Origin of the sequence: Streptomyces sp. NBC_01335, from assembly GCF_035953295.1 — a bacterium.
Classification (GTDB): Bacteria; Actinomycetota; Actinomycetes; order Streptomycetales; family Streptomycetaceae; genus Streptomyces.
Window position 1 is genome coordinate 2,283,116 of record NZ_CP108370.1, and the last position, 16,223, is coordinate 2,299,338.

At 69.2% G+C, this 16,223-nt stretch carries 13 protein-coding genes and 1 pseudogene; 3 read left to right on the plus strand and 11 right to left on the minus strand.

All coding sequences use genetic code 11. From position 1 onward, the window contains the following. Window positions 1-8 precede the first annotated feature (8 nt). Entirely contained in the window at window positions 9-1,172 is a 1,164-nt protein-coding gene (locus OG599_RS09705; protein ID WP_327175557.1) for an HpcH/HpaI aldolase/citrate lyase family protein, read from the minus strand. 219 nt (window positions 1,173-1,391) lie between these two features. On the opposite strand from OG599_RS09705, the gene OG599_RS09710 reads away from it, so the two are divergent. Continuing rightward, window positions 1,392-2,390, plus strand: a complete 999-nt coding sequence (locus tag OG599_RS09710) for a TerD family protein (protein WP_327175558.1) — start codon at window positions 1,392-1,394, stop codon at window positions 2,388-2,390. Window positions 2,391-2,394: 4 nt separating this feature from the next. Here OG599_RS09710 and OG599_RS09715 read toward each other — a convergent pair whose 3' ends face one another. The 6 genes from OG599_RS09715 to OG599_RS09740 form a co-directional block, all read right to left on the minus strand. Next, complete coding sequence (locus tag OG599_RS09715) at window positions 2,395-3,129, minus strand: TerD family protein (RefSeq protein ID WP_327175559.1); 735 nt, start codon at window positions 3,127-3,129, stop codon at window positions 2,395-2,397. A 209-nt stretch (window positions 3,130-3,338) separates the two neighbouring features. After that, the gene (locus OG599_RS09720; protein ID WP_327175560.1) at window positions 3,339-4,484 is read right to left on the minus strand and encodes a DUF475 domain-containing protein; all 1,146 of its coding nucleotides are present in this window, start codon (window positions 4,482-4,484) and stop codon (window positions 3,339-3,341) included. 68 nt (window positions 4,485-4,552) lie between these two features. After that, entirely contained in the window at window positions 4,553-5,128 is a 576-nt protein-coding gene (locus OG599_RS09725; protein ID WP_327175561.1) for a TerD family protein, read from the minus strand. Window positions 5,129-5,338: 210 nt separating this feature from the next. Further along, complete coding sequence (locus tag OG599_RS09730; RefSeq protein ID WP_327175562.1) at window positions 5,339-5,914, minus strand: TerD family protein; 576 nt, start codon at window positions 5,912-5,914, stop codon at window positions 5,339-5,341. 238 nt (window positions 5,915-6,152) lie between these two features. Continuing rightward, the gene (locus OG599_RS09735) at window positions 6,153-6,611 is read right to left on the minus strand and encodes a peroxiredoxin (RefSeq protein ID WP_327175563.1); all 459 of its coding nucleotides are present in this window, start codon (window positions 6,609-6,611) and stop codon (window positions 6,153-6,155) included. Between the two features lie 153 nt (window positions 6,612-6,764). Beyond that, window positions 6,765-7,202, minus strand: a complete 438-nt coding sequence (locus OG599_RS09740) for a DUF3052 domain-containing protein (RefSeq protein WP_327175564.1) — start codon at window positions 7,200-7,202, stop codon at window positions 6,765-6,767. 513 nt (window positions 7,203-7,715) lie between these two features. On the opposite strand from OG599_RS09740, the gene aceE reads away from it, so the two are divergent. Next, complete coding sequence (aceE, locus tag OG599_RS09745; RefSeq protein ID WP_327175565.1) at window positions 7,716-10,448, plus strand: pyruvate dehydrogenase (acetyl-transferring), homodimeric type; 2,733 nt, start codon at window positions 7,716-7,718, stop codon at window positions 10,446-10,448. Window positions 10,449-10,567: 119 nt separating this feature from the next. Here aceE and OG599_RS09750 read toward each other — a convergent pair whose 3' ends face one another. From OG599_RS09750 to OG599_RS09765, 4 genes are all read right to left on the minus strand, one after another. Continuing rightward, the gene (locus OG599_RS09750) at window positions 10,568-11,923 is read right to left on the minus strand and encodes an ABC transporter substrate-binding protein (protein ID WP_327175566.1); all 1,356 of its coding nucleotides are present in this window, start codon (window positions 11,921-11,923) and stop codon (window positions 10,568-10,570) included. Between the two features lie 80 nt (window positions 11,924-12,003). Then, window positions 12,004-12,684: a GntR family transcriptional regulator gene (locus tag OG599_RS09755; protein ID WP_327175567.1), complete on the minus strand. Its 681-nt coding sequence runs from the start codon at window positions 12,682-12,684 to the stop codon at window positions 12,004-12,006. Window positions 12,685-12,963: 279 nt separating this feature from the next. Further along, complete coding sequence (locus tag OG599_RS09760; RefSeq protein WP_327175568.1) at window positions 12,964-13,446, minus strand: peptidase inhibitor family I36 protein; 483 nt, start codon at window positions 13,444-13,446, stop codon at window positions 12,964-12,966. A 208-nt stretch (window positions 13,447-13,654) separates the two neighbouring features. After that, a complete protein-coding gene (locus OG599_RS09765; protein ID WP_327175569.1) occupies window positions 13,655-15,265 on the minus strand; it encodes an MFS transporter in 1,611 nt (536 codons plus the stop codon). A gap of 213 nt (window positions 15,266-15,478) precedes the next feature. Here OG599_RS09765 and OG599_RS09770 point away from each other — a divergent pair. Continuing rightward, a pseudogene (locus OG599_RS09770) lies at window positions 15,479-16,117 on the plus strand (TetR family transcriptional regulator); the annotation flags it as partial. Window positions 16,118-16,223: the final 106 nt, after the last annotated feature.

Genomic DNA, 16,223 nt, shown 5'->3' on the forward strand with positions numbered 1-16,223 from the left:
GTACGCGCTCATTTCGCTCCGGCCGCGGCCAGCAGGTCCACGAAGCCGATGTCCTCGCGCGCGACGCCGAAGACCTCGGCACGCAGGAGGGTCCGTTCGGCCCACGCCCGGTGCGGTTTCACTTCATTCATCTTGTTCGTATACGCGGAGCGCAGCACTCCGCCACCGCCGCGCTCGGGGCGCAGGATGTCCTGGGCGTCGCTGAATTCCTCGTGGCTGACGACGGACAGCGCGTGCACGGGGTCCACGTGCGAGGGGTGGATGCAGGTCTTGCCGAGGAGGCCGTTGGCCCGGTCGAGTTCGATCTCGCGGAGCAGTCCGTCCAGGTCGTGTTCGATGAGCGCGGTGCGCAGTTTCTCCGCCCGGCCCTCCTGGAAGGGGCTGCGGCGCAGCTGCGGCTTGAACATGCGTTCCTGGTTGCGGAAGTACTCCCAGACGGGGCCGGTGATCGTGAATCCGGTGCCGTCGGCGCGGCCGAGGACGTTGACGACGTCGGCGATGACGGCGCTGACGATCTGCACGTCGTACGCGGTCATGTCGGAGGATCTCCGCAGCCCGTAGGCGGAGCAGAAGTCGGTGACGCCGAGCCGCAGCGCGAGAACGTGCTCGCGGTGGGTCGCGACGACACGCGCGATTCCCTGGAGCGTTTCGGTACGGGTTTCCAGGTGGAGGAGTTCCGGCGATTCGAGCACCGGCATGGCGAACAGCCGGTGTCCGCAGGCGGATTCCGCCCGGTTCAGGGCGGCCAGGAAAAGCTCTCCGCGCCGTTCGGTGAATTTCGGCAGGACGAAGCCGGAGAGCAGTCGGACCGTGGCGCCGAGGCGGTCGACCAGGTCGGTGATCTGCTCGGGCTCACGCACCCGGATGAAGAGGAGCGGAATCGCCGCTTCCCGTTCGGCGAGGTCCGCGAACTGCTTGACCAGGTTCTTCTCGGCGCCTTCCACCTCGGTGTCGGCGATCGAGTCCTCCAGGCAGAGGACCATGGAGATGACGCCGCGCGCGGCCTGTTTGACGACGTCGTCCGCGAGCCGGGGGCGGGTGGCCGGGGCGTAGAGCGTGGCGCCCAGCGCGGCCGAGAGCACGCGGGCAGGAGCGTTCGCGTCGAATTCGCATGGCTCCTGGAAGAACAGTCCCTGCCGGGCAGCAGGCGAGATGTGCCCGAAATGACGCATGATTTTCCCCCGTACCGCCTGATCGATCGAACAACGCATGGCCGGTAATAGTACGTATGGACGGGTGTCCGCAGTTCCCCGCATATGTGAACTTCGGGTAACTCGCCCGTGTCGGAGGACCCCGACACGGTAAGGTGCTGCAGCTCAGCTCTACCGCCGGATACCGGTTCACGGCCCCCGCGTTGTCCGGGTGAGCCGCCAGCAGGCAGGATGACGGGCATGACGCAAGGGATGCTGAAGGGTTCGAACGTCCCCCTCGATGCCACGGCCGTAAGGGCCGTGCTGCGCTGGACTCCCGGGACGGGCGTCCCGGACGTGGACGCCTCCGCCCTGCTGCTCGGTTCCTCGGGCCGGGTGCGCTTCGACGAGGACTTCGTCTTCTACAACCAGCCCCGGCATCCCTCCGGCCATGTGCGCCGGCTGCCGAAGCGCAGCGTCGGGGACGGGCTGACGGACACGGTCGAGGCGGATCTGGCGGCGCTGGACTCCTCGGTGGACCAGGTGGTGATCGCCGCCTCCTCGGACGGTGCGAGCTTCGGGAGCGTCCACGACCTGCGCATATCGCTGTACGACGCGGCGGCCCCGGACGGTGACCCGCTGGCCGTGTTCGAGATCCGGCCGGAGACCGGCGAGGAGACCGCCATCATCTGCGGCGAGCTCTACCGGCGCGGCGACGGGTGGAAGTTCCGTGCGGTCGGCCAGGGCTATCCGACCGGCCTGATCGGGCTCGCGACGGCCTTCGGCATCTCGGTGGACGACGGGGAGCAGCCCGAGCAGTCGCCCCCGCAGTCCTCCGAGCAGTCGCCCGAAGGACTGCCCGAGCAGTCCGGGCCCGGGGCCGACGGGGAGGGGGAGAGCGCCCAGGCGCCCGCACCCGGCCGTCCCGCGCCCGAACACGCCTCGGACCTCACCATCCCCCAGCCGCAGTCCGGGTACGGCTACCCGCAGCCGCCCTCCGCCCCGCCGGTGCCGGGGGGCGGATACGGCTACCCGCAGCCCGCCACCACCGCACCGGCGTACGGCTATCCCCAGCCCGCCACCGCCGCTCCCGCGTACGGCTACCCGCAGCCCGCCACCGTTCCGCCGGCCTACGGCTACCCGCAGCCCGAGGCCAGCGCTCCCGCGTACGGGTATCCGCAGCCCGCCGCGGCGGCCGCGCCCGCACCGGACCCGCATTTCGTCCTGCCTCCGCAGGGCCCGCAGTTCGTCCGGTCCTGAGCGCTCAGGCACGCGACTTGTAGCCGCGGCCCCACTGCATGCCGAAGCCGTAGAGCCGGTCGAGCTCGGACTGGAACCCGTAGACGAACTTGACCTCTCGGCGCACGATCAGCTCCTCCTTGACGTTCTCCACGGTGAACACGGCGCAGGAGCGGGCCTCGGGGGCGCGCTCGTCCAGCTCGATCTCGATCCGCGGGCCGTTGCCCGGGTAGAGCGTGACCATGGCGTGCGTACGGTCGAACGCCGGCGTCTGGTCGTAGATGTAGACGAAGAAGAGCAGTCGTTTGATCTTGTCGCGGTGATCCATGTTGACGTAGACCGTCTCGCCCGAGGGGGCACCGAAGCGGTCGTCGCCGCTGAGCCGGATGTACGGCGGTTCGTTCAGGTCCCCGATGAGGTTGCCGAGGGGCTGCACCACGCCCTTGGAGCCGTCCATGAGCTCGTACATGCATCCGAGGTCGAGGTCGACGTTGACCATGCCCTGGGTGTGGGCCTGCACGACCTCGGGCTGGAAGAGCTTCAGCGGGTTCCGGAACAGGCTGCCCTGCGACGAGCGTCCCTCTATGTCGGAGCTCCGCATCCGCCAGGAGAGGTTGACCCGGAGGTTACCGGTGAGCGCTCCCTGCTTGGTCAGCGAGACCGTGGCGTTCCGCCGTGAGAGCTGAATCGAGTTCGACGCCGCGTTGCCCGACTCGAACTGTGCCGTACGTGCCGGCCACAGGCCGTCGAAGAAGCCCATCCCCCCACCCCCACCTATCTGTCTGTCTGCGCGCCCCCGCGGGACCGGGGTTCCGGCCCGCTCTCGCGCGTCCCGCACACCAGCGCGGGGCGGCCGGCGGACCGGCCCGGGTCTTTCCGGAGCCGTACCGCGCGGACCGCCCCGCAGAGAGCGTTCCCTCTTTGCTTACCGGGTCACACACCCGGCAGCGGAGACTTCTGGCCAGAACTTCAGCGGACTCCGCCGTCACCCGCGTCGACCAGTGTGCTGCCGCCGTCGCCCGCCGCGGCGAGGGCCTTGTTCCGCCGGACCGAGGACCAGAACGACCAGGCGATCAGCACCACGCCGACCAGGCCGGTGACGATCTCGTTGATCTCGTACTGGATGGTCACGAGGAGGATGACGGAGAGGGCGCCGATGGCGTAGTGGGCGCCGTGCTCCAGGTAGACGTAGTCGTCCAGGGTGCCCTGGCGGACCAGGTAGACCGTGAGCGAACGGACGTACATGGCGCCGATGCCGAGGCCGAGGGCCATCAGCACGATCTCGTTGGTGATGGCGAAGGCGCCGATGACACCGTCGAACGAGAAGGACGCGTCCAGGACCTCCAGGTAGAGGAACATGAAGAAGGCCGCCTTGCCGGCCAGTACGACCGGAGCGACGGTCCTGCCCGTCTTCTTGGCCTCTTCCTCGGCCTCGTGCTCGCGCTCCTCCTCCTCTTCGAGCTTGTTCTCGAAGAAGCCCGAGAGCCCGCCGACGACGAGGTACGTGATCAGACCGGCGACACCCGCGAGCAGCACCGTGGACGTCTTGTCCGCGTGCGCACCGCCGTGCTGGTGGGCGTGGGTCGCGAAGGTCAGGGCGGAGACGAGCAGGACGATCAGCGCGACGCAGACCGACAGCATGTCGACCTTGCCGAGCTTGGCGAGCGGGCGCTCGATCCACCGGAGCCACTGGATGTCCCGGTCCTCGAAGATGAAGTCGAGGAAGATCATGAGCAGGAACATGCCGCCGAAGGCCGCGATCGACGGGTGCGCGTCGGTGACCAGTTGCTGGTACCGGTCCGGGTCGTTGAACGAGAGGTCGATGGCCTCGATGGGACCGAGTTTGGCGCTGATCGCCACGATGACGACGGGGAAGACCAGCCGCATACCGAAGACCGCGATGAGCACACCGACCGTGAGGAAGATCTTCTGCCAGAAGGCGTTCATCTTCTTCAGGATTCCGGCGTTGATCACCGCGTTGTCGAAGGACAGCGAGATCTCCAGGACCGTCAGGATCGCGACGACGCCGAGAGCCTGCCACCCCCCGTAGAACACCGCTGCGACCAGGCCGAGCGCGGTAATCGCGAACGACCAGCCGAAGGTTTTCAGAAGCACTGGCTACCCCATCGTGTAAGTAACGGGTCTCCCCCGCAGTACGGGGCTCCCCCGCGCCGAGCGCGGCTTTACGAAACGTTGACCCCGAAGTCTAGAGCGATGCCGCGCAGTCCTGACGCGTACCCCTGTCCCACAGCACGGAACTTCCATTCGCCGTTGTAGCGGTAGAGCTCACCGAAGATCATCGCCGTCTCGGACGAGGCGTCCTCACTGAGGTCGTAGCGGGCCAGCTCCTGGCCGTCGGCCTGGTTCACGACCCGGATGAAGGCATTGCTGACCTGCCCGAAAGCCTGCCCACGATTGTCCGCTTCATGAATCGAGACGGGAAAGACAATCTTGTCGCAGTGCGCGGGCACCTGGTCGAGGTGGACGATGACGGACTCGTCGTCACCGTCACCCGCGCCGGTGAGGTTGTCCCCGGTGTGTTCGACCGAGCCGTCGGGGCTGGTGAGGTTGTTGTAGAAGACGAACCAGTCGTCCCCGAGCACCCGGCCCGACTGGCACAGCAGCGCGCTGGCGTCCAGGTCGAAGTCGGCGCCGGTGGTGGACCGCGCGTCCCAGCCGAGGCCGACGAGCACCTGGGTGAGGTTGGGTGCGGCCTTGGAGAGGGAGACATTGCCTCCCTTGGCGAGCGTGACGCCCATGATGTGTCCTCCCCGATTCGTGATGCGTGTGCGGATTCTGTCCGGTTCGTGCGGTACGAACCGTCCGGTGCGGGCCGTGCCCGTGCCGGACGTACGGCGCGGGGCGCGGGGCAAAGCACGCCCGGCGCCGCACGAGAGGTGCGGCGCCGGGCGCTCTGCTGCTGGTCCGGGCCCTCGGCCGTGTCCGACCATGGGCGTCCGACGTCGACGTCAGACGTTGACGCCGAAGTCCTGCGCGATGCCCCGCAGACCGGAGGCGTACCCCTGGCCGATGGCGCGGAACTTCCACTCGCCGGCGTTGCGGTAGAGCTCGCCGAAGACCATGGCGGTCTCGGTGGAGGCGTCCTCGCTGAGGTCGTAGCGGGCCAGTTCGGAGTTGTCGGCCTGGTTGACCACGCGGATGTACGCGTTGCGGACCTGGCCGAAGCTCTGCTGGCGGGTCTCGGCCTCGTAGATCGAGACCGGGAAGACGATCTTGTCGACATCGGCCGGAACGGCGGCGAGGTTGACCTTGATGACCTCGTCGTCGCCCTCGCCCTCACCGGTGAGGTTGTCACCGGTGTGCTCGACGGAGCCGTCGGGGCTCTTGAGGTTGTTGAAGAAGACGAAATTGCCGTCGCTGCCGACCTTGCCCTCGGTGTTCGCCAGCAGCGCGCTGGCGTCGAGGTCGAAGTCGCCGCCGGTGGTCGTCCGGGCATCCCAGCCCAGGCCGACGATGACAGCGGTCAGGTTGGGCGCGGCCTTGGTCAGCGAGACGTTGCCGCCCTTGCTGAGGCTGACTCCCACGAGTCCTCCCATAGGTATGTAGGGGCCGGCAGACACCAGCGTCCCCGTCTTGCACGTACCGGATCAACGAACGGATCCTAGTGACCGGTTCCCGGCCAAAGAAGGCTTTTGGGCGGGTGGGGCGGGAGTTCTCCGCAAGCGGAAGGCGGCCCGGCGGTGACCGGCAGGCGACACCGTGTGCCGGCCCGAACGGCGGCCGGGTGCCCGGAGCCCGGCCGCACCGCCGTCCGGAGGGGGCTCAGAGGGCTTCGAGCGCCGTGACGTACTCCTTCAGGTCCCGCGCGTCGGGCAGGCCGTTGACGACGCTCCAGCGCACCACGCCCTCCTTGTCGATGATGAAGGTGCCGCGCACCGCGCAGCCCTTGTCCTCGTCGAAGACGCCGTACGCGCGCGAGACCTCGCCGTGCGGCCAGAAGTCGGAGAGCAGCGGGTACTCCAGGCCCTCCTGCTCGGCGAAGACCCGCAGGGTGTGGATGGAGTCGTTGGAGACGGCGAGGAGCTGGGTGTCGGCGTTCTCGAAGCGGGGCAGCTCGTCGCGGAGGGCGCAGAGCTCGCCGGTGCAGACGCCGGTGAAGGCGAAGGGGTAGAAGAGCAGCACGACGTTCTTCTCGCCGCGGAACTCGGACAGCGTGACCGTCCGGCCGTGGTTGTCCTTGAGCTCGAACGCGGGGGCCTGGGAGCCGACCTCGATCGCCATGGGGGTGTCCCTTCGCTTGCGTCGCCGCCCCCGGACCGGTCCGCCGGGGAGCCTCCGCCCAGCCTACGCAGCGTCCCGCGGGAGACGCACGAAGGCCCCCGGCGGCGCGATGCCGTCGGGGGCCTTGGTGCTACGGGGTGCTGCGGGCGAGACTCAGCGCTTGGCCTTGGCCGTCTTGGGCGTGACCAGACGGCTGCCCGTCCAGTCCTTGCCCACGCTGATGCTCTTGGTCTGGGAGAGACCGGCGGTCTGGGCGGCATCGCTGATGTCGCTGGGTTCGACGTATCCGTCACGGCCGGTCTTCGGCGTCATCAGCCAGACCGTACCGCCGTCCTCGATCAGGCCGATGGCATCCACCAGCGCGTCCGTAAGGTCGCCGTCCTCGTCGCGGAACCACAACACGACGGCGTCGGCGACGTCGTCGTACTCCTCGTCGACGAGTTCCCCACCGATGGTGGCTTCAATACCTTCACGGAGCTCCAGCTCGACGTCGTCGTCGTAGCCGATCTCCTGGACCACCTGATTGGGTTCGAACCCCAGCCGTTCGGCCAGCTTGGTCCGCTCCTCCGCGTGGTCCGCGGTCGCGCTCACGGGTTGCCTCCTGATCATGTTTCGGAAAATGCTTCAGCCACGCGCGTACGCGCGGCGCTGGCCGTAGTCCACACGGGCTCGGCGAATCGCGCAAGTACCCGGCGCCCCAGACCGCCTAAACGGTGACGTTCCCTGCCACGTCGCCGCAACTTCCGGCCGGTCCGCGCCGGGGTGCCGAGAGCACCGGTCCGTATACGTCCTTCCTCAGCTTATGCCGTTTCGCTCCGGCATTCGCCGCCGTACAGCGTTTGGGAACGCTTGGACGGCTTGGGCGTATGGTTGCGATTTGGTCCGGCGCCCTTGTTCCGCCTTACGGCTACTGCCCCGGACGGGTGTCCGGTAACCCGCTGGTTACCGTGCGGTAGAGGTGACGTACGGGTCCCGGCGGTACACGATGGAAGGTGGCGATTCCGCGGACGTCGGAGACGCCGCGAGGTTGCGCGCCCCCACGGATCGGCCTCGCAGCAGACCTGCAGCAGACCCCGTAGCAGCACCGAACAGCGAAGGAACAGTGTGGCTTCCGGATCCGATCGCAACCCGATCATCATTGGCGGCCTTCCCAGCCAGGTCCCGGATTTCGATCCCGAGGAGACCCAGGAATGGCTGGACTCGCTCGACGCAGCCGTGGACGAGCGCGGCCATGAGCGGGCCCGCTATCTGATGCTCCGCCTCATCGAACGGGCGCGCGAGAAGCGTGTGGCCGTGCCGGAGATGCGCAGTACCGACTACGTCAACACGATCGCCACGAAGGACGAGCCCTTCTTCCCGGGCGACGAGGAGATCGAGCGCAAGGTCCTCAACGCGACCCGCTGGAACGCCGCCGTGATGGTCTCGCGGGCCCAGCGCCCCGGGATCGGTGTCGGTGGTCACATCGCCACGTTCGCCTCCTCCGCCTCGCTCTACGACGTGGGCTTCAACCACTTCTTCCGGGGCAAGGACGAGGGCGACGGCGGCGACCAGATCTTCTTCCAGGGGCACGCCTCGCCGGGCATCTACGCCCGCGCGTTCCTGCTGGACCGGCTGAGCGAGGCGCAGCTCGACGCGTTCCGCCAGGAGAAGTCGAAGGCGCCGAACGGTCTCTCCAGCTACCCGCACCCCCGGCTCATGCCGGACTTCTGGGAGTTCCCGACGGTGTCGATGGGTCTCGGCCCGCTCGGCGCGATCTACCAGGCGCGGATGAACCGCTACCTGGAGGCGCGCGGCATCGCCGACACCTCGAAGTCGCACGTCTGGGCGTATCTCGGCGACGGCGAGATGGACGAGCCGGAGTCGCTCGGCCAGCTGTCCATCGCCGCCCGTGAGGGCCTGGACAACCTCACCTTCGTCGTCAACTGCAACCTCCAGCGGCTCGACGGCCCGGTGCGCGGCAACGGCAAGATCATCCAGGAGCTGGAGTCGCAGTTCCGGGGCGCCGGCTGGAACGTGATCAAGCTGGTCTGGGACCGCACCTGGGACCCGCTGCTCGCGCAGGACCGCACGGGCATCCTGGTCAACAAGCTGAACACCACGCCGGACGGCCAGTTTCAGACGTACGCCACCGAGACGGGCGCGTACATCCGCGAGCACTTCTTCGGCGGCGACCAGCGGCTGCGGGACATGGTCAAGGACATGTCCGACGAGCAGATCCTGCACCTGGGGCGCGGCGGGCACGACCACCGGAAGGTCTACGCGGCGTACGCGGCGGCCAAGGCGCACCAGGGCCAGCCGACGGTGATCCTGGCGCAGACGGTCAAGGGCTGGACGCTGGGGCCGAACTTCGAGGGCCGCAACGCGACCCACCAGATGAAGAAGCTCACCGTCGAGGACCTGAAGCGGTTCCGCGACCGCCTGCACATCCCGATCACGGACAAGCAGCTGGACGAGGGGTACCCGCCCTACTACCACCCGGGCCGGGACTCCGAGGAGATCCAGTACATGCACGACCGGCGGGAGAGCCTGGGCGGTTACGTGCCGACCCGGGTGGTCCGCGCGAAGCCGCTGGCGCTGCCGGAGGAGAAGACCTACGCGGCAGCGAAGAAGGGTTCGGGTCAGCAGTCGATCGCCACCACGATGGCGTTCGTCCGCATCCTGAAGGACCTCATGCGGGACAAGGAGATCGGCAGGCGCTTCGTGCTGATCGCGCCCGACGAGTACCGCACCTTCGGCATGGACGCGTTCTTCCCGAGCGCGAAGATCTACAACCCGCTGGGCCAGCAGTACGAGGCGGTGGACCGTGAACTCCTGCTCGCCTACAAGGAGTCGCCGACCGGGCAGATGCTGCACGACGGCATCTCCGAGGCGGGCTGCACGGCCTCGCTGATCGCGGCGGGCTCGTCCTACGCCACGCACGGCGAGCCGCTGATCCCGGTCTACGTCTTCTACTCGATGTTCGGGTTCCAGCGCACCGGCGACCAGTTCTGGCAGATGGCCGACCAGCTCGCGCGCGGTTTCGTGCTGGGCGCGACCGCCGGGCGTACGACCCTGACCGGCGAGGGGCTCCAGCACGCGGACGGCCACTCGCAGCTGCTCGCCTCGACCAACCCGGCGTGCGTGGCCTACGACCCGGCGTACGGGTTCGAGATCGCGCACATCGTCAAGGACGGGCTGCGCCGGATGTACGGCGAGAACAGCGAGGACGTCTTCTACTACCTCACGGTCTACAACGAGCCGATCCAGCACCCGGCCGAGCCCGCCGACGTGGACGTGGAGGGCATCCTCGCGGGTGTCCACCGCTTCCGTCGCGGTGAGCAGGGGCAGATCCCGGCGCAGATCCTGGCGTCCGGTGTGGCGGTGCCGTGGGCGCTGGAGGCGCAGCGCGTCCTCGCCGAGGAGTGGAACGTCCGGGCCGACGTCTGGTCGGCGACCAGCTGGAACGAGCTGCGCCGCGAGGCCGTGGAGACGGAGCGGTACAACCTGCTCCACCCGGAGGAGGAGCAGCGCGTCCCGTACGTGACGCGGAAGCTCTCCGGGTCCGAGGGGCCGTTCGTGGCCGTTTCGGACTGGATGCGATCGGTTCCGGACCAGATCTCCCGCTGGGTGCCGGGCGCGTACCAGTCGCTGGGCGCGGACGGTTTCGGTTTCGCGGACACCCGTGGTGCCGCCCGCCGGTTCTTCCACATCGACGCGCAGTCGATCGTGCTGGCGGTCCTCACGGAGCTGGCGAAGGAGGGGCGGATCGACCGTTCGGCGCTGAAGACGGCGGTCGACCGGTACGAGCTGCTGGACGTGGCGGCGGCCGACCCGGGCGCGGCGGGCGGCGACGCCTGACGCGGCTCCGGGCACACCTGTGCCGGCCGGTCCCGGGTCTGCCCGGGGCCGGCCGGCGGTGTTCGCGGGGTCGGACCCGCAGGTCCGTCCGTGGGTGCGTGGATCGGGCGGCGGGCTGCTCAGACGGCGGGCTGCTGTTCCTTCCACTCCGCCTGGGCGTCGTTCAGCTCACCGGCCATCTTGTCGAGGAACGCCTTGGCGGAGGTCCGGCCGAGCAGGACCTTCTGCAGCTCGGGCTCGTTGTCGGCCTTGCTGATGCCGTTCCAGTCCGGCAGGTAGTACGGCAGCTGCACGGTGACGGTCGAGCCGTCGGTGAGGGCCTTGGCCGCGAGGGCGGTGGGCTCGGCGCGGGAGACCCAGGGGTCCTTGGCGGCCTCGTTGTTGGCCGGGATCAGGCCCGCCTGCTCGTTGAACTTCGAGTTGGCCGCGTGGGAGGCGGCGTACTCGATGAACTTCCACGCGGCGGCCTTGTGTTCGGAGGTCTTGAAGAGGCCGAGTCCGTCGACGGGGTTGGAGACCTGGACCCGCTTGCCGCCCGCGCCGATCGGCTGCGGGATGCCCCGGAACCTGTCCGTGCCGAGGGCGGTCACGTGGTCCTGGTACGAGCCGAGGTTGTGGTTGACCATGCCGATGGTGCCGGAGTCGTACTGGGCGACCATCTTGATGAAGTCGTTGTTGAGGTCGGCGGAGGGCGTGACCTTCTTGTAGAGGGCCGCGTACTTCTGCAGGGCGGCGACGTTCCGGGGGTCGTTGAGGGTGGTCTTCTCGCCCTTGGCGTCCCAGAAGGACGTGATGCCGGACTGCCCGTACATGGCGTCCATGGCCTGGGCGATGGAGCCGGCGCCGCCGCGGATGGTGTAGCCGAAACGATTCTTCTTGGGGTCGCTCAGCTTCTCGGCCGCCTTGTAGAAGTCGTCCCAGGTGGTCGGCGCGGCCAGTTGGGCCTTCTTGAAGAGGTCGGTGCGGTAGTAGAGCACCCCGTTGTTCGCGGAGATCGGGACGTTGTAGGTGTGCTCCTCGGAGCCGCCTGCCGCCTTCATCGCCTCGACCATGCCCGGGTTGAGCTCGCCGTCCAGCGAGGAGTCCGCGCTCCGGCCTTCCAGGGGCTCCAGCGAGCCCTGGGCGGCAAGCCCGGCGAGCATCGCCGCGCCGACCCCGCCGACGTCCGGCAGTCCGCCGCCCTGGATGGCGTTGTCGTACTTGGTCTGGATCTCGGTGGCCGCCACCCCGACGTACTGGACCTGGATTCCCGGGTTCTCCTTCTCGAAGCCGGCGATGATCGCCTTCCATATGTCGGTACGCACACCGCCGTTGTTGTCCCAGAAGACGATCTTTCCCTTGCCGTCGCCCTCGGCGCCCGCGCCCCCGGCGATCCCGCTGCCGTCGTCACCGCAGCCGGTGACGGTCAGGGCGAGAGCCGCCGTGAGCGACATCGCCGCCGCCGCGCGCGCCCGGTGCGTCTTCGAGATCTTCATCGTCGGCTCCACTCTCTCGGTACTTCAGTAGCGGTGTGGCTTGGCATGCAGGAAAGACAGGAACGGCAGGAAAAGGGGGGTCAGCCCGCGCTCACGGGCCCAGGGACGGGGGGCGCGTCCGCGGGTTCGTCGGCCGGGAAGGCGCGGCGGACGAAAGACGCGATGTGGTCGTGGAGGGCGGCGGCGGCCCCGGCCGCGTCGGCGGCCAGCGCGAGCCGCAGGATCTCCCGGTGCTCGGCCGCCTCGCGCTCCCAGGACGGGTCGGCCGCCCAGGCCACGGTGGAGACGAGCGCCGCCTGGTCGCGGACCTCGTCGAGCATCCGGCCCAGCAGCGGGTTGCCGCAGGAGAGGTAGAGGGCGCGGTGGAAGTCCCGGTTGGCGAGCGAGCGTTCGGCCTTGTCGGGCGCCGAGTCGGCTCGCTCCAGGGCCTCTTGGGCCGCGTTCAGGGAGGCCCGGCAGGTGATCGTCCGGCGCAGCGCCTCAGGTTCGAGGAGCAGCCGTACGTCGTAGACCTCGCGTGCCATCTCGGCGTCCACGAGCCGTACGGTGGCGCCCTTGTACTGGCTCATGACGACGAGCCCGGTACCGGCGAGCGTCTTCAGGGCTTCGCGTACCGGCGTCTTCGACACGCCGAACTGCGCTGCCAGTTCGGTTTCGACGAGCGCCTGCCCCGGCCTCAGCTGGGCCGTCAGGATCGCGTGTTTGATCGCTTCCAGCACGAACTGCGTTCTGGACGGGATCGGGGTGGGCGCAAACGTCATGAAGGGCTCTCGCATCTCGCGTATCGCGTCTCATATATGACGTACGAAGTACGACGCGATGAAGCTAGATGTACCCCGAAGATTTCGTCAACGCATCTGACAGAACAACTTCGCAGAGCTACCGGGCACCGGGGTGGATCACCGGCGTCCGCCGGTGGAGTCCGCGGCCCGCGGTGACCGTGTGTCACGCGCGGGCTCCGGAGGGCGGCGGCCACGCACACCCCCGCCCTCCGGCCGGCCGACCGTCAGCAGGTCAGCAGGTCGCTCCGGTCCACGCGGTCAGTTCTCCCAGATCTTGAACGCCCGTACCTGGTAGGGGGAGCGCGGGACCCAGGTGCCCGGTCCGGGGTAGGTCTCGAACTCCCCTGTCTCACCGCATTCGGCCGACTGGTACAGGGTGACGTTGCGGCCGGTGCGGTTGGCGAAGGACTGCGCGTCGCTTCCGGCCGGCAGCGGGACGCAGCTCTCGATGTCGACGGCGGAGAGGTCCTGGTTCAGCCGGCCGCCGGTGAAGTCCGGCTTCTTCCAGAGGCAGAGCTGGCCTGCCGCACACTCCCCGAGCCGGACCCCCGAGGCCCGGCCGGGCGCGGCCGCGGTGACCTTGGCGGCCTTGGCGGCTTTGGCGGCCTCGGCGGTGCTGGGGGTCGTGACGGTGGTGTACGTGCCCCCGGACGCGGTGGGTGTGGCGGCCGGAGCGACGGCCGAGGCGGCGGGAACGAGAGCGGTGGCGGCCAGGACGGCCGCGACGACGGTCTTGCGCATGGTGGATCAACCCCGTGGTCGTGCGGTTCTCTTGGCCTGACCTTGACCTGCCGCAACCTGCCCGGGGAAGGGGTTCGGAGCGGGACCACCCGGATAGGTGGTGTCCGGCCGCGATCCGCCGGACACCACCTGCGCGACAGCCCCGCCGGTTCGGACCGACGGGGCTGCGCGGACGCGGGTTGACGCGGTTGCGCCGGGGCGGGTGGGGTCAGATGTGGCCGACTCCGGCACCGGCCTCGGCGTTCTCGCCGCGCTTGGTGAAGAGGGCGACCACCGCGGCGATCACCGCCACGCAGCCGGCCACCACGAACGCGGTGCTCATGCCTGACACGAAGGTGTCATGCGCGACCGCGGTGATCTTCGCGGCGATCTCCGGCGGGGTGTTCGGGGCGATGGGCGGCATACCGACCTCGATGGCCGAGGACGCCTGCGAGAGCTGCTCCGCGGAGGTCTTCGGGAGGCCGGCGTCCGCCCAGTTGCCCGGCAGCAGGGAGTCGACCCGGGCCGCCATCACGGCGCCGAGGACGGCCGTGCCGAGGCTGCCGCCGACCTGCATGCCCGCCTGCTGGAGCCCGCCGGCGACACCGGACAGCTCCATCGGGGCGTTGCCGACGATGACCTCGGTGGCGCCCACCATGACGGGGGCGAGTCCGAGGCCGAGCAGCGCGAACCAGATCGACATGGTCAGCGTGCCCGTACCGATGGTCAGCTGCGACATGCCGAAGCAGGCGACGGCGGTGCACACCATGCCGCCGACCAGCGGGACCCGCGGGCCGAACTTGGTGATCAGGGCGCCGGCGAGCGGCGAGGCGACGATCATCATGGCGGTCAGCGGGAGCAGGTGGAGACCGCTGTCGACGGGGCTCATGCCGTGCACGTTCTGGAGGTAGAACGTGACGAAGAACAGGCCGCCCATGAAGGCGAAGGCCATCAGCACCATCAGGATCGCGCCCGCCGACAGCGGGACCGACCTGAACATCGCCAGCGGGATCAGCGGCTCGCGGACGCGCGTCTGGACGAGTGCGAAGGCCGCGAAGAGGACGACCGCCGCGACGAGGAAGCCGATCGTCTTGACGTCGCCCCAGCCCCACGCGGCCCCCTTGATGAGCGCCCAGATGAGACTGAACATCGCCAGCGAGAGCAGGACGATGCCGCCGATGTCGAAGGAGCGGGGCGCGTTCTCGGCACGGTGGTCCCTGAGGATCACCAGGCCGAGCAGGAGCGCGATCACGCCGACCGGCACGTTGATGAAGAACACGGACTGCCAGCTGACGTGCTCGACGAGCACGCCGCCGAGGATCGGGCCGCCCGCGGTGGAGGCGCCGATGACCATGCCCCAGATGCCGATGGCCATGTTGAGCTTCTCGGCGGGGAAGGTGGCGCGCAGCAGGCCGAGCGCGGCGGGCATCAGCAGGGCCCCGAACAGGCCCTGGAGCACCCGGAAGACGATCACGAACGTGACGCTGGAGGAGAGGCCGATGGCCCCGGAGGCGGCGGCGAAGCCGACGACGCCGATGAGGAACGTCTGGCGGTGGCCGAAGCGGTCACCGAGTTTGCCCGCGGTGATCAGCGAGACCGCGAGCGCCAGCATGTAGCCGTTCGTGATCCACTGGACGTCCGCGAGGGAGGCGTTGAGGTCCTTCTGGATGGCGGGGTTGGCGATGGCGACGATCGTGCCGTCGAGCGCGACCATCATCACGCCGATGGCCACGGCGAACAGCGTCAGCCAGGGATGGCCACGAAGTCCCTTGGTGGGCGCGGGAACTGATATGTCCGCGGGCTCCCGCGAAGCCTTCTCGACGGAGGTCTGACTAGTCATGCCCGGCAGAATAGTGACAGCGACTGACAGTTGACCAACCAATTCACCAACCGGTAACTGTCAGGTGGCTCACAACGGAGCCGTACGGGCGGAGCGACGGGAGAGGGACGGCACGTGACAGAAGGTCCGGCGAAGCGCCGACGGGTCGGGGCGCCGCGCGGGAACGCGCAGCCCACGGCGGTGGCGCGCGAACAGCTCAGCAGGGCGGCGGGGTTGCTGCGGCGCCCGGAGTGCGCGGTCGGGTTGCGGGAGCGCAAGAAGCAGCGCACCCGGGACGCGCTGCTCCACGCCGCGCTCGAACTCTTCACCACCCGGGGGTACGAACGGACCACGGTGGACGGGATCGTGGAGGCGGTCAAGGTCTCCCAGCGCACGTTCTTCCGGTACTTCGCGAGCAAGGAGGACGTCGTCTTCGCCACCCAGGACCTGGTGGAGGCGCGCTTCCTCGCGGAGTTGCGGCAGCGCCCGGCCCAGGAGCCGCCGCTCGAAGCGATGCGGCAGGCCGTGTTCAGCGCCTGGGACGCGCTGGAGCGCTCCGATCCGTCCGAGGCCACGGTGGAGCTGCACGTACGGACGTTCCGGATGATCGAGTCCCAGCCGACGCTGCTGGCCACGCACATGCGCCGGTGCATCGCCATGGAGGAGGAGGTGGCCGCGGTGATCGCCGGGCGGGAGGACCTGGACCTGGACGCCGACCCGCGCCCCCGGGTGGCGGTCGCCGCGTTCTCCGGGACGATGCGGGTCACCGGGCAGCTGTGGGGCCGCTCCGGCGACGGCACGCTGGCCTCGCTGCGCGCCCTGGCCGAACGCCACCTGGACCTGCTCGGTCCGACGCTCGCCTCCGACTGGCGCGCGCCCGGACCGGGGGCCGGCAGTCCGCCCGCCGCCGTGTCCCCCGTACCACTCGCGACCCCGGTTCCCCTCGCGGGCGCCGGTGCGATCTCGCCGGGGGCGGTGA